At 65.2% G+C, this 13668-nt stretch carries 12 protein-coding genes; 9 read left to right on the top strand and 3 right to left on the bottom strand.

What is annotated here, in order from left to right; translation table 11 throughout:
- Positions 1–3 precede the first annotated feature (3 nt).
- Together trpB and AC1D34_RS00980 are read right to left on the bottom strand one after the other, a co-directional pair.
- The gene (gene trpB / locus AC1D34_RS00985) at positions 4–1221 is read right to left on the bottom strand and encodes a tryptophan synthase subunit beta (RefSeq protein ID WP_441490599.1); all 1218 of its coding nucleotides are present in this window, start codon (positions 1219–1221) and stop codon (positions 4–6) included.
- Positions 1218–1904, bottom strand: a complete 687-nt coding sequence (locus tag AC1D34_RS00980; protein WP_441490598.1) for a phosphoribosylanthranilate isomerase — start codon at positions 1902–1904, stop codon at positions 1218–1220. Before AC1D34_RS00980 ends, trpB begins: the two co-directional genes overlap by 4 nt.
- A gap of 151 nt (positions 1905–2055) precedes the next feature.
- Between AC1D34_RS00980 and AC1D34_RS00975 the strand changes: the two genes are divergently transcribed.
- The 5 genes from AC1D34_RS00975 to AC1D34_RS00955 all read left to right on the top strand — a co-directional run bounded on the left by AC1D34_RS00975 (position 2056) and on the right by AC1D34_RS00955 (position 7515).
- A complete protein-coding gene (locus AC1D34_RS00975) occupies positions 2056–3360 on the top strand; it encodes a TAXI family TRAP transporter solute-binding subunit (protein WP_476823258.1) in 1305 nt (434 codons plus the stop codon).
- A gap of 84 nt (positions 3361–3444) precedes the next feature.
- Positions 3445–3750, top strand: coding sequence for an autorepressor SdpR family transcription factor (locus AC1D34_RS00970; RefSeq protein WP_476823257.1), 306 nt, complete (start codon positions 3445–3447; stop codon positions 3748–3750).
- On the top strand, positions 3747–4409 hold the full coding sequence (locus AC1D34_RS00965) for an SdpI family protein (protein ID WP_476823256.1): 663 nt from the start codon (positions 3747–3749) through the stop codon (positions 4407–4409). Before AC1D34_RS00970 ends, AC1D34_RS00965 begins: the two co-directional genes overlap by 4 nt.
- A gap of 170 nt (positions 4410–4579) precedes the next feature.
- The gene (typA, locus tag AC1D34_RS00960; protein WP_441490594.1) at positions 4580–6403 is read left to right on the top strand and encodes a translational GTPase TypA; all 1824 of its coding nucleotides are present in this window, start codon (positions 4580–4582) and stop codon (positions 6401–6403) included.
- A 173-nt stretch (positions 6404–6576) separates the two neighbouring features.
- Positions 6577–7515, top strand: a complete 939-nt coding sequence (locus AC1D34_RS00955; protein ID WP_476823255.1) for an aldo/keto reductase — start codon at positions 6577–6579, stop codon at positions 7513–7515.
- A gap of 136 nt (positions 7516–7651) precedes the next feature.
- Here AC1D34_RS00955 and AC1D34_RS00950 read toward each other — a convergent pair whose 3' ends face one another.
- Positions 7652–8317 (bottom strand): nitroreductase family protein, encoded by a 666-nt coding sequence (locus AC1D34_RS00950; RefSeq protein WP_476823254.1) that lies wholly within the window; start codon positions 8315–8317, stop codon positions 7652–7654.
- 95 nt (positions 8318–8412) lie between these two features.
- Here AC1D34_RS00950 and polA point away from each other — a divergent pair, with 95 nt between their 5' ends.
- The 4 genes from polA (at position 8413) to AC1D34_RS00930 (ending at position 13581) form a co-directional block, all read left to right on the top strand.
- On the top strand, positions 8413–11454 hold the full coding sequence (polA, locus tag AC1D34_RS00945; protein WP_476823253.1) for a DNA polymerase I: 3042 nt from the start codon (positions 8413–8415) through the stop codon (positions 11452–11454).
- Positions 11455–11540: 86 nt separating this feature from the next.
- Entirely contained in the window at positions 11541–12674 is a 1134-nt protein-coding gene (locus tag AC1D34_RS00940) for an AI-2E family transporter (protein WP_476823252.1), read from the top strand.
- Positions 12675–12788: 114 nt separating this feature from the next.
- A complete protein-coding gene (locus AC1D34_RS00935) occupies positions 12789–13151 on the top strand; it encodes a DUF883 C-terminal domain-containing protein (protein WP_069878375.1) in 363 nt (120 codons plus the stop codon).
- Positions 13152–13155: 4 nt separating this feature from the next.
- Complete coding sequence (locus AC1D34_RS00930) at positions 13156–13581, top strand: hypothetical protein (protein WP_476823251.1); 426 nt, start codon at positions 13156–13158, stop codon at positions 13579–13581.
- Positions 13582–13668: the final 87 nt, after the last annotated feature.

The following is a 13668-nucleotide window of genomic DNA, read 5'->3' as shown; positions in this document are numbered from 1 at the left end:
GCATCACCGTCCCGCCAGAATCTCCGCCACTTGCGGAATATCCTTGTCGCCACGACCGGAAAGATTGACCACCATCAGGTGGTCCTTCGGCTTTTGCGGCGCAAGCTCGGCTACACGAGCAAGCGCATGTGCCGATTCCAAGGCAGGAATGATGCCTTCGAGCTTGGAGATGAGCTGGAAGGCCTCCAGCGCCTCCTCGTCAGTGGCGGACAGATATTTGACCCGGCCGACATCGTTGAGCCAGGAATGCTCAGGGCCGATGCCGGGATAGTCGAGACCGGCCGAGATCGAGTGCGCATCCTTGATCTGCCCGTCATCATCCATCAGCAGATAGGTGCGGTTGCCATGCAGCACGCCGGGACGCCCGCCCGTCAGCGAGGCGGCATGCAGGCCGCTCGGGATGCCGTGCCCGGCCGCCTCGACGCCATAGATTTCGACCGTGGGATCGTCGAGGAAGGGGTGGAACAGCCCCATGGCGTTCGAGCCGCCGCCGATGCAGGCGATCAGCGAATCCGGCAGGCGCCCCTCGAGCTCCTGCATCTGCTCGCGCGTTTCCCTGCCGATGATCGACTGGAAGTCGCGGACCATGGCGGGATAGGGATGCGGGCCGGCCACCGTGCCGATGCAGTAGAAGGTCGTCGCGACATTGGTCACCCAGTCGCGCAGGGCCTCGTTCATCGCGTCCTTGAGCGTCTTGGTTCCGGATTCGACCGGCACCACGGTGGCGCCCAGCATCTGCATGCGAAAGACGTTCGGCGCCTGACGGGCGACGTCGACCGCGCCCATATAGACGATGCATTCGAGGCCGTAGCGCGCGCAAAGCGTTGCGGTGGCGACGCCGTGCTGACCGGCGCCGGTCTCGGCGATGATGCGCTTCTTGCCCATGCGCCGCGCCAGCAGGATCTGGCCGAGCACATTATTGACCTTATGCGAGCCGGTGTGATTCAGCTCTTCACGCTTGAGATAGATCTTTGCGCCCCCGAAATGATCCGTCAGGCGCTCGGCCAGATAGAGCGGCGACGGCCGGCCGACATAGTGCTTGAGGCCACCAGCCATCTCGGCGTGATAGGCCGGATCGGCCTTGGCGGCATCATAGGCCTGTTCCAGTTCCAGGATCAGGGGCATCAACGTTTCGGCAACGAAACGACCACCGAACATGCCGAACCGGCCGTTCTCGTCGGGCCCGGAACGATAAGTATTCGGATTGCGGGGCGCGTTCATGTCGGGCCTGCCTTCTTCAAATCCTGCGCCGCCTGACGTGCGGCGGCGATGAAATCCCTGATCCGGCGGATATCCTTGACGCCGGGCGCGCTTTCGACGCCGGACGACACATCTACCCCGGCAGGCCGGGCAATGCGGATGGCATCGGCAACATTCGCCGGATCGAGGCCGCCCGATAGCATGAAGCGCAAAGCCGGGTCGAGGCCGGAGAGGATCGTCCAGTCGAAGGGCCGGCCGTGGCCACCGGGATAGGCCGCATCCTTCGGCGGCTTGGCATCGAGCAGGATGCGGTCCGTCACCGCGACATAAGAGGACATGGCGGCAAGATCGGACGGAGCAGCGACACCCAGCGCCTTCATCACGCGAAGACCGGTCGCGGCCTTGAGCGCCAGCGCCTGCTCCGGCGTCTCGCGGCCATGCAGCTGAAGCCAGTCCGGCCTGAGCGCGTCCACGAGTTCCCTTGCCCGCGCCACATCGAAATCCACGATCAGGGCCACGATCTCGGCGCGGCCGCGCGCCATCTCGGCGAGCGCCATCGCGCGAGCCATATCGATGAAGCGCGGACTCTTCGGGTGGAAGACCAGCCCGACCATGTCGGCGCCGGCGGCGAGCGCCGCCGCCATCGTCTCACGCGTGGAGAGACCGCAAATCTTGACGGTGAAGGCATCGGAGCTTTGCGACATTCCCCGGCAATAGGACATCTGCCGCGGGCCCGGCAACCTCCATGTCCCCGTGCGCCATGCCCTCTTGCGGCGCGCCCCACTTGCGACATGATCACGAGCGAAGCCAAGCGCGTCGCGGGGGCGACGGCAAAGCGGTCAGGATTGGTCCGGCATGGGGCGGCGCGGTTTCATGGCTCTGGCGGGCCTGCTGGCGATCTTCGGTATCGCCGCGTCGGTCTTCTACGTCCTGAACCAACCCCGGACGCTCAGACTCGCCGTCGGCCCGCTCGGATCGGAGGATGCGCGCATGGCCGCAGGCTTCGTACAGGGGCTCAGCCGCGAAAAATCCTCGATCCGGCTTCGCCTGATCCTCACGGAGGGCTCCGAGGAGAGCGCCAAGCGCGTCGACAGCGGCCAGGCCGATCTCGCCATCATCCGTCCCGATATCGCGCTGCCGGAGAATGCCGACACCGCCCTGATCACCCGCCGCACCTTCCCCTTCCTGATCACCAACAAGGAAACCGCAATCGGGCGTATCGCCGATCTGCGCGGGCGCAGGATCGGCGTGGTGCGTAATCCGGCAGGCAATATCGCGCTGCTCAAGCGCGTGCTGGCGCAATACGAGGTCAAGCCGGAGGAGGTCGAGATCGTCGGGCTGAACTCCGAAGAGATCGCACCCGCCGCGCGCGAACGCAGGATCGATGCGTTCTTTTCGATCAACGCCGTCGGTTCGCGCATTAACAATGACGGCCTGAGCAAGCTCAAATTGGCCTGGGGCGACGACCCGGTCCTCATTCCGATCAGCGCGGCGGATGCGATCACCGCGCGGCACAGATCGATCGAAACCGGAGAGATCGTGCGCGGCGCGCTCGGCGGAGACCCGCCGCGCCCCTCCGAGAGCCTGACGACGATCTCCGTGACCTCACGGCTGGTTGCGGCCCAAAGCCTCGACGACGCCGTCGTCGGGGATCTCGTCAAGGACCTGCTGGCCCTCAGGCTGACGCTKGCGGCTGAGCTCCCGTCGATCCAGGGACTGGAGACACCCTCGACCGACAAGGACACACCGCTGCCGGTTCACCCCGGCGCGGCAGCCTTCATCGACGGCGAGCAGGAAACCTTCTTCGAGCGCTATGGCGACTGGTTCTATCTGGGCGTGATGGCGCTTTCGCTGCTAGGCACCGGTTTCGCCGGCCTGCTCAGCCATGACAGCACGCTCCGCCGACGCAAAGCCATGGCGGGGCTAGACCGGCTCGTCGCGATGCTCTCCGCCATCCGCTCCGAACAGGACGAGACCGCCCTCCAGAATTTCGAACGCACGGCCGATGCGATCCTGGCCGAGGTGCTCTCGAATTTTTCGAGCGGCGATGTCGACGCCAGCGGCCTCGCCGCATACCGGCTCGCCATGGATCAGGTCGGGCGCGCCGTAGCCGAGCGCAGGCAGACCCTTCTCGACGCCGAGGGCACGCCGGCCGCGTGATCCGGCAGCTTCCAGCCCCACCACTTGGGGCAAGCTGGAGCATGGCAGCTTGCTTTTATTTCGGTAATTTCCTAAATAACAAAGATGAACACGATCTTCAAAGCGCTCTCCGACCCGACACGCCGTGAAATCCTGCGGCTGCTGCGCGAACGGGACATGACGGCCGGAGAGATCGCGGCCCGTTTCAACCTCGCCAAACCTACCTTGTCCGGCCATTTCGCCGTCTTGCGCGAGGCGGACCTGGTCCAGAGCGACAAGCTCGGCACCACCATCACCTACCGCCTGAACCTGTCCGTGCTCGAAGAGGCAATGTGTCTGTTCCTCGACCATTTCGGGCTCGCTCTCGAACCGAGGCCTCGCGCGGCCAAACCAAAGGACGCTCAATCATGATCCGCTCCACCATGACCCTGAGTCTTGCCGTCCTCGGCAGCATGCTCGTCGCTTCGACCTTTGCGTTGATGCACGTGTCGCCCGATGCCCGGATCGCCATTCATTTCGGGATCGACGGCCAGCCAGACGGCTTCGCCGGGCCCTGGGTGGCGTTCCTCAGCCTGCCCGTCATCGCGGGGTTCGTCACGGCACTGTTCACGCTGCTGCCGCGCATGGAGCCCCGCGCCGGCAATCTTGCCCGCTCCGGCAAGGCCTACACCGCAACATGGAGCGCCGTTATGCTCATGCTCGCGGCGTGCCACGCGCTTCTGATTGCGCACGCATTTGGGTATGCGGCCGATGTTCCACGCCTGGTGACCGCGATGCTCGGCCTCTTCCTGGTCGTCACCGGCAATGCCGCCGCCAAGACGCGCTCGATGCTGCTATTTGGCGTCAGGACGCCATGGACGCTTTCGGACGAGCGGGTCTGGCAGAGGACCCACAGGCTCTACGGCTGGGGCTCCGTCTGCCTCGGCCTTGCCCTCTTCGGCCTCGCGCTTGGCGCGGCGGCACCTCTCGTCCTGGCCACGGCCACGCTGCTCGGGCTTGCCGCCCTGATGGCCGCAACCTTCAGCTATTCCTATTGGGTCTGGCGGCAATTGCAGACCACCGCCCGCTGAGATTCATGCGCCAGCGCTGCCCCTGTTGCCGGGCAGCTGTCGATCAAGGTTGCCCAAACGCCCTCTAGCGTTTATGTGCAGCGCAACGAATTCCAGAATCCCATACGAAAGTGAACTGCGCCGGCCGGGCTTTCCGCGCCGGCTCGCGGTCCTGAAAAGGTACCCCACGCATGTCCATGCGCAATATCGCCATCATCGCCCACGTCGATCATGGCAAGACGACTCTGGTCGACAAGCTGCTCCAGCAGTCGGGTACCTATCGCGAAAACCAGCGCGTGATCGAGCGCGTGATGGATTCCAACGAGCTCGAGAAAGAGCGCGGCATCACCATCCTGGCCAAGGCCACTTCCGTGGTCTGGAAGGATACGCGCATCAACATCGTCGACACTCCGGGCCACGCCGATTTCGGCGGCGAGGTCGAGCGCATCCTGAACATGGTCGACTCCGCCATCGTGCTGGTCGACGCGGCCGAAGGCCCGATGCCCCAGACCAAGTTCGTCGTCTCCAAGGCACTGAAGCTTGGCCTGCGCCCGATCGTGGCGATCAACAAGGTCGACAAGCCCGACGCTCGCGTCCAGGAAGTCATCAACGAGGTCTTCGATCTCTTCGCCGCGCTCGACGCCAATGACGAGCAGCTCGATTTCCCGATCCTCTACGGTTCGGGCAAGCAGGGCTGGATGGCGCATGATCCGGCCGGTCCGCAGGACCAGGGCCTTGCCCCGATGTACGACCTGATCCTCAGCCATGTGCCCGAGCCGCGCATCGAGGAAGGCCCGTTCCGGATGCTCGGGACGCTGCTCGAGGCCAACCCCTATCTCGGCCGCATCATCACCGGCCGCGTCGTCTCCGGCACGGCCAAGCCGAACCAGACCATCAAGGTGCTGTCGGGCGACGGTACCGTCGTCGAGACCGGCCGTATCAGCAAGATCCTGGCCTTCCGCGGGCTCGAGCGCACACCAATCGAAGAAGCCATTCCCGGCGACATCGTCTCGATCGCCGGCCTGGTGAAGGGTTCGGTCGCCGACACCTTCTGCGACCCGTCGGTCGAGACCGCGATCAAGGCGCAGCCGATCGATCCGCCGACCGTGTCGATGACCTTCATGGTCAACGATTCCCCGCTGGCCGGCACCGAGGGCGACAAGGTCACCACCCGCGTCATCCGCGACCGGCTCCTGAAGGAGGCCGAGGGCAATGTCGCGCTCAAGGTCGAGGAAGCCGCCGACAAGGACAGCTACATCGTCTCCGGCCGCGGCGAATTGCAGCTTGCCATCCTGATCGAGCAGATGCGGCGCGAGGGCTTCGAGCTCGGCGTCTCGCGCCCCCGCGTCGTGCTGAAGCGCGGCGAGGACGGCCAGCTGCTCGAGCCGATCGAAGAGGTCGTGATCGACGTCGACGAGGAGCATTCCGGCGTCGTCGTGCAGAAGATGTCGGAGCGCAAGGCCGATATGCTTGAGATGCGGCCTTCGGGCGGCAATCGCCTGCGTCTGGTCTTCCACGCTCCGACCCGCGGCCTGATCGGCTACCAGGGCGAGCTGCTCACCGACACGCGCGGCACGGCCATCATGAACCGGTTGTTTCATGCCTACCTGCCCTACAAGGGCGAGATCGGCGGGCGCCGCAACGGCGTGCTGATCGCGATGGAAACCGGCGAGGCCGTGGCCTATGCACTGTGGAACCTCGAGGATCGCGGCCCGATGATGATCGAGCCCGGCTGGAAGGTCTATCAGGGCATGATCGTCGGCGAACACACCCGCGAGAACGATCTCGAGGTGAACGTGCTCAAGGGCAAGAAGCTCACCAACATCCGCACCACCTCGAAGGACGAGGCCGTGCGCCTGACGCCGCCGATCCGGATGACGCTGGAGCGTTCGCTCGCCTGGATCGACGACGACGAGCTGGTCGAAGTGACGCCGAAGTCGATCCGCCTGCGCAAGGGCGTGCTCGACCCCAACGAGCGCAAGCGCTCGCAGAAGCAGAAGGAAGCGGTGGCGTAACGGCTACTGCAGGATGGCCGGGCCCCTCGCCCGGCCATTTTTCGTTGTGAACGACCTGGCATCTGCGGGCTTCTGCGAACCTGCGCCTCGCGCAGCCCGCGAATGACGATAGCGGCGATTGCCACGTCGCCTTGGCTCTGATCCTCTGCCGCACTCTCTGGGAGGATCACATCATGCTTACCCGCAATCTCGGCCGTACCGGCCTGCGCGTTTCGCTCGTCGGCCTCGGCTGCAACAATTTCGGCGGCCGGATCGATCTCGAGGCGGCCCGCAAGGTCGTCGACAAGGCGATCGAGTGCGGCATCACCCTGTTCGACACCGCCGACATCTATGGCGCGCGCGGCGGCTCGGAGACGGCTCTCGGCGAACTCCTGGGCGCACGCCGCAAGGACATCGTGCTGGCGACCAAGTTCGGCATGGACATGGATGCCGAGGGCATCAAGAAGGGCGGCTCGCGGCGCTATATCGTGGAGGCCGTAGAGGCTTCGCTGAAGCGGCTGAAGACGGACTGGATCGACCTCTACCAGATCCACCGGCCGGACCCGCTGACCCCCATCGAGGAAACGCTGCGCACGCTCGAGGACCTGATCCGCCAGGGCAAGGTGCGCTATATCGGCTGCTCGAACCTGCCGAGCTGGCAGGTCGCCGATGCCTACTGGACGGCGCGCAACCATGGCATCGAGGGCTTTGCCTCCTGCCAGGACGAGTACAGCCTGTTGGTGCGCGGCGCGGAAAAGGAGCTGATTCCGGCTGCCCGCCATTTTGGCATGGGGCTCCTGCCGTATTTCCCGCTCGCGAACGGCATGCTCACCGGCAAATACAAGCGCAATCAGCCGATGCCGGACGGCGCGCGCATGACGCGTGAGGCCCAGCGCGCCAACGAGGTCCTGACCGAGACGAACTGGCAGAAGACCGAGAAGCTTTCCGCCTTCTGCGAGAAGCACGGCAAGACGATGGTCGAGCTGGCCTTCTCCTGGCTGGCGGCTCAGCCCGTCGTTTCCAGCGTCATCGCGGGCGCCACCAGGCCCGAGCAGATCGAAGCCAATGTGAAGGCCGCGAGCTGGACGCTCAATGCCGATGAACTGGCTGAGATCGACGCGATCACCGCGTAAGCCGGCGGGGCCCCTGAGCCCAGATAGGGTCCGTCATGGCCAAGTCCGCTCCGACCATGCGCGCCCCTCGGCAATCGAGGCTCGTGTTCAGGAGCCTGATGCTCGCCGCAGCGGCGAGCATCAGGCTCCGACCCAGTCAAAGGAAACTCGCGATCTCCTCCAGCGGCTTCTTGCCGATCGCCGGAACGAGGCAGTCATCGGCGGGATAGCCGACGACGAGCAGGATCAACGCCTTCTCATTGTCCGGCCGCCCGCAGATCTCGTTCAGGAAATTCATCGGCGCCGGCGTATGGGTCAGGGTCGCGAGCCCGGCATCGTGCAGCGCCGCAATCAGGAAGCCGGTCGCGATGCCGACCGATTCCGGTACGTAATAGTGCTTCACCTTGCGGCCCTGCGCATCATAACCCCAGCGTTGCGCAAAGATTGCGATCAGCCAGGGTGCCTCTTCGAGGAAGGGCTTGCTGTCGTCGGTGCCGAGATGGGCAAGCGCACCGAGCCATTCCTCGCCGGCCCGACCGGCATAGAAGGCACGCTCCTCCTCTTCCGCCCCCTCTCGGATCAGCTTCTTGCGCTCCGGATCGGAGATGCAGASGAAGGTCCAGGGCTGCTGGTTCGCACCGGACGGAGCGGTTCCGGCGGCCCGAACCGCCGTCTCGATCAGTTCGCGCGCAACCGGCCTCTGCGAATAGTCACGCACCGTGCGGCGCTTGCGCATGCGGGCAAGGAAGGCCTCGGCGCGCCCCTGCATCTGATCCTCGGGAACCCCCTCGAAAACCAGAGGCATGGTGACGTAGGGACTCATGACGTTTCGCTCCTGACGTGTTTTGGCGCAGCTTGCTGCGAATCGCGCCCCGGATGCAATGGACCCGGCCGCGCCGCCCGCATAAGGTCCGCGCCATGAGCACGACCGCACCAGACCTCAAGCCCGGCGACCATCTCTTTCTCGTCGACGGCTCGAACTTCATCTTCCGCGCCTATTTCCAGTCGATCAATCAGGACCGGAAGTATCTTTCGCGCTCGGATGGACTGCCCTCCGGCGCAGTGAGGCTGTTTGCGACCAAGCTCTTCCAGTTCGTGCGCGAGGGCGTGCTCGGCGTGAAGCCGACCCACCTCGCCATCGTCTTCGACAAGACGGAGAACTCGTTCCGCAAGGCTCTCTACCCGGCCTATAAGGGCAATCGCTCCGAGCCCCCGGCCGACCTGATTCCGCAGTTCCCGCTGATGCGAGAGGCGGTCCGTGCCTTCGGCCTGATCCCGGTCGAGCAGGATGTCTACGAGGCCGACGACCTGATCGCGACCTATGCCAGGCAGGCGCGCGAGGCTGGGGCCGACGTGCTGATCGTCTCGGCCGACAAGGACCTGATGCAACTCGTGCGGCCGGGCGTCGCCATGTACGACCCTGCCTCCGGCGACGCATCGAAGGGCAAGGGCTTTCGTGCCGAGCGCAAGATCGGCGAGCCCGAGGTGGTCGAGTATTTTGGCGTGACGCCCGACAAGGTCGTCGACGTGCAGGCGCTTGCCGGCGATGCCACCGACAATGTGCCTGGCGCGCCCGGGATCGGCATCAAGACCGCTGCCCAGCTCATCGGCGAGTTCGGCGATCTGGAGACGCTGCTGGCGCGCGCCGGCGAGATCAAGCAGCCGAAGCGCCGGGAGACGCTGACCAATGCCGAGGTGGTCGAGAAGGTCCGGATCTCGCACAAGCTCGTCACCCTGGTCGACGATGTCGCGGTCGAGACACCGCTTGCCGACCTGACACTGAACCAGCCCGATCCGGCCAGGCTGGTCGCCTTCCTCAAGGCGATGGAGTTCACCACCATCACCAAGCGCGTTGCCGAGGCCTACGAGGTCGATGTCGCGGCAGTCGACCCCGACCCGGCGCTCGCACCCGGCGGATCGCGTGCAGCCGAGCTCAAGGCGCTCTATGCCGGCACGGACGGACCGGCCGGTGACGCGATCGCCGCCACGACCAACGGAACGGTCGCGGCTCCAGGCTCGGCGCAAGCGCCCATCGCGGCAGCCTCCGCGACAGATGGCTGGATGAAGCCGGCCGATCTCGTGGCACAGCGGCGCGACGAGGTCGCGAAGCTGCCGATCGACCGCTCGACCTATGAATGCGTGCGCACGCTCGCCGATCTCCAGCGCTGGATCGCGTGGTCCTATGAGGCCGGCCAGGTCGCGCTCGACACCGAGACGAACTCGCTTGATGCAATGCAGGCCGATCTCATCGGCATCTCGCTCGCCGTCGCGCCAGGCCGCGCCTGCTATATCCCGTTGCAGCATCGTGGCGGCACCGACCTGTTCGGCGGTGGTATGCTGGAGGGCCAGATTCCCGTCGCCGACGCAGTCGCGGCGCTGAAACCGCTGCTTGCCGATAGCGGCGTGCTGAAGATCGGCCAGAACCTGAAATACGACCTGCTCGTCCTGCAGCGTCACGGACTCGMCGTGTCCCCGATCGAGGACACGATGCTGATCTCCTATGCGCTCGATGCCGGCAATAACAGCCACGGCATGGACAAGCTCTCGGAGCTGCATCTTGGCCACGAGACCATCCCCTATTCGCAGGTCGCGGGCACCGGCAAGGCACAGGTGACCTTCGACAAGGTCGATCTGGAAAAGGCGACCGCCTATGCGGCGGAGGATGCCGACGTCACCTTGCGGCTCTGGCGCGCGCTCCGGCCCCGCCTGACAGCCGAAAGCAAGACCACCGTCTATGAGACGCTCGAGCGGCCCCTGGTTGCCGTTCTCGCGCGCATGGAAAGCCGCGGCATCGCCATCGACCGGCAGATCCTGTCGCGGCTCTCGGGCGACTTCGCGCAGGGGCTCGCGCGGCTCGAGGATGAGATCTACGAGATCGCCGGCGAGAAGTTCACGATCGGCAGTCCCAAGCAGCTCGGTGACATCCTGTTCGGCAAGATGGGACTCGCTGGCGCCAAGAAGACCGCGACCGGACAATGGGCGACCGGCGCCGGCGTGCTCGAAGATCTCGCAGAGCAGGGCCACCCGCTGCCGTCGAAGATCCTGGAATGGCGCCAGCTCGCCAAGCTGAAATCGACCTATACCGATTCACTGCCGGCCTACGTGAACCCGGCGACCAACCGGGTGCACACGTCCTATGCTCTGGCCGCGACGACGACGGGGCGGCTCTCCTCCTCTGAGCCCAATCTCCAGAACATCCCGATCCGCACCGAAGCGGGTCGCAAGATCCGCACGGCCTTCATTCCGGAGAAGGGTCACAAACTGATCTCGGCCGACTACAGCCAGATCGAGCTGCGCCTTCTCGCCCATATCGCGGACATACCGCAGCTCCGGCAGGCCTTTGCCGACGGCATCGACATCCACGCCATGACTGCGTCGGAAATGTTTGGCGTGCCGGTCGCGGGCATGCCGAGCGAGGTGCGCAGGCGCGCCAAGGCGATCAATTTCGGCATCATCTATGGCATCTCGGCCTTCGGCCTCGCCAATCAGCTCGGCATCGGGCGCGAGGAAGCGGGCGCCTATATCCGCAAGTATTTCGAGCGCTTCCCCGGCATCCGCGACTATATGGATCAGACCAAGACGGCGGTCAGGGCGAACGGTCATGTCACCACGATCTTCGGCCGCGTCTGCCATTTCCCGGCCGTCGCCTCGAAGAACCCGTCCGAGCGCGCCTTTGTCGAGCGTCAGGCGATCAACGCACCGATCCAGGGCTCGGCGGCCGACATCATCCGCCGTGCCATGATCCGGATGGAAGGAGCCCTGACTGAGGCCAGGCTCGATGCCCGCATGCTGCTGCAGGTGCATGACGAACTCGTTTTCGAAGTGCCAGACGCGCAGGTCGAGGCAACCTTGCCGGTGATCACCAAGGTGATGGTTGAGGCGCCGCACCCGGCGGTACAGCTGCGAGTGCCGCTCCAGGTCGATGCGCGCGCGGCCGGCAATTGGGACGAGGCGCACTGACCGCGAGCCAGACCGGGCGGGAACCAGAGCGGCCGCACTGACGTTATYGTTCCGTCGTGCCTCGGCGCGCGCGGGGGTAACGCATCATGCTCAACACGTCGGCCTGGAGGCCTTTTCCGCGCTATATGGTGGAGCCTGAGGTCGTTGAGGAGGAGAGCGGCAGCACCGTCACGCCTTACGAGCATGACCTGATCCTGCGTTATGCCATCGTCGGCATTTTCGTGATCCTGGCCACTGCGGCACTCTCCATCACCAAGGTCATTGCCCTGCCTGTCACCGCGGGGGTGATCTTCGGCCTCGTGCTCGGCCCGGTCGTCGACTGGCTGGTGCGCCATGGCGTGCCGCAGCTCCTGGCTGCCTTTATCGTGGTCCTTGTCGGCGTGTTGCTCCTGATCGGTTCCCTGACGGTGCTGGCAGTGCCGATCGCGACCTGGAGCGATCAGTTCCCGGCCATGCTGGCCGCGCTGCGCTCGAAACTGGCCGGCGTCCTTATCTTCATGGACGAATTCAAGAAGATGGCAGCCAGCCTCTCTGGCAAGAGCGGCGTGGAACTGAACGTCTCGCAAGGCAATCCGCTTTTCGATATCGCGCTCGGCTCCTCCACTGCCGCCGGCGGGCTGCTGATCTTCGTGGCGACAGTGTATTTCTGGCTGGCGACCCGCCGGATTTTCAAGGCGCGCGTCCTCAGGCTCTGCCTCGGCCATGGCGCACGCCGGTCCGCCGGATCCTTCTTCGAGGAGATCGAAGTGCGGGTCGCCCGCTATTTCGGCCTCGTCACGCTGATCAATCTCGGCATGGGCCTGGCCTCGATGGCGATCGCCTGGCTCGCTGGACTCCCCTTTCCGGTGTTCTGGGGTGCGCTCGCCTTCCTCCTCAACTATCTCGCCTTCATTGGCCCGATCATCGTCACAGTGATGCTGTTTGCCGGCGCCCTGCTCGATGCGCCTTCGCTCCTCAGCGCGGCCTGGCCGGCAGCCACCTATTTCGTACTCCACCTTCTCGAGGGGAACGCGATCACCCCCGTCTTCGTTGGCCGCACGCTGACGGTGTCGCCCTTCCTGGTCTTCATCGGCTTCATCTTCTGGCTCTGGCTCTGGGGGCCGGCGGGCGCAGTGCTCTCGACTCCGATCCTCCTCGTTGCCATGGTGGCGCAAGAGGCGTTCGCGCGGTATCGCAAGACGCAGCTTGACGACGCTGGCGAGGAGACCAAACCGGCTTAACGGCCGGGCTGATCACCGTGCAGTTCGCGGAACCGGAGCGAGGATGGCGCGTTGCCACCATGACGCGTCGATTTCTCGACGGAACCGGTTTTCCAGACATAGGGAACGACAGACATGGCCAAGACCGCCACTTCCGCGAAGCGTCAGGCGGAGACCTCCGTCAAGAGCGCCGGGGATGAGATCGCAGCCGGCGCCGACGACATCGCCAAGCGCGCGGCTACAGCCGGGCGCCGCGTTCGCGGCGAAGCCGAGAATGTCGAGGAGAGCCTGTCGCGCAGCGCCGAGGATCTCGCGGCGACCGTGAGCGAAAAGCTCAGGGCCGTCGGGGTCGATACCGACAAGATGGTCGACGTCGCCAAGGAGCAGGCGACCGAATTGCAGCGCCTGATCGTCGCAGAAATCCAGGAACGCCCGTTGCGCGCGCTTGGCGTGGCCGCAGCGGTCGGTCTGTTCGTCGGCTTCCTTTCGGCACGCTGAGATCATGATCGGGGGGCTGGGAGCACTGCTGGCGTCGGAAATCCGCGGCAGGGTGAAGCGCAATATCGTCGTCTACAGCCTGTACGGGTTGGCGGTCCTGCTGATGATCTGCGCCGTCGGCTTCGCGCTCGGCGCCCTGCATGCGGTACTGGAGCTGCATTACGGCAAGGTGCAGGCGAGCCTGATCATTGCCGGCGGGCTGGTTATTGCCGGTCTGCTGGTCTTCGCGATCGCGGCTTTCATCAACAGCCGTCGCCGGCCGCCCCCGCCCTTCGCTGCAACCGCCCTGGCTGCCGCTCCGGTCGCGGCCTCGTTGCTGAGCTCTCGCAAGAAGTGGAGCACCGTTCTCGTCGGCGGCGTGGTGATCCTGGGCGCGATCCTTGGACGTCAGCTTTTCAAGGGGGACGATGGCGCCGAGGGAGAGAGCTGAGAACCTCGCTCCGGAGCCCCGTCGCGGCGCCCTCGTAGGCGTAGCGCGGCCCTGAGGATGGACGAATCCTGTCTTTTTACATAGGGA

The organism is Allobosea sp. P1_A7 (assembly GCF_056406775.1).
This window is presented reverse-complemented; position numbering and strand designations above follow the sequence as displayed.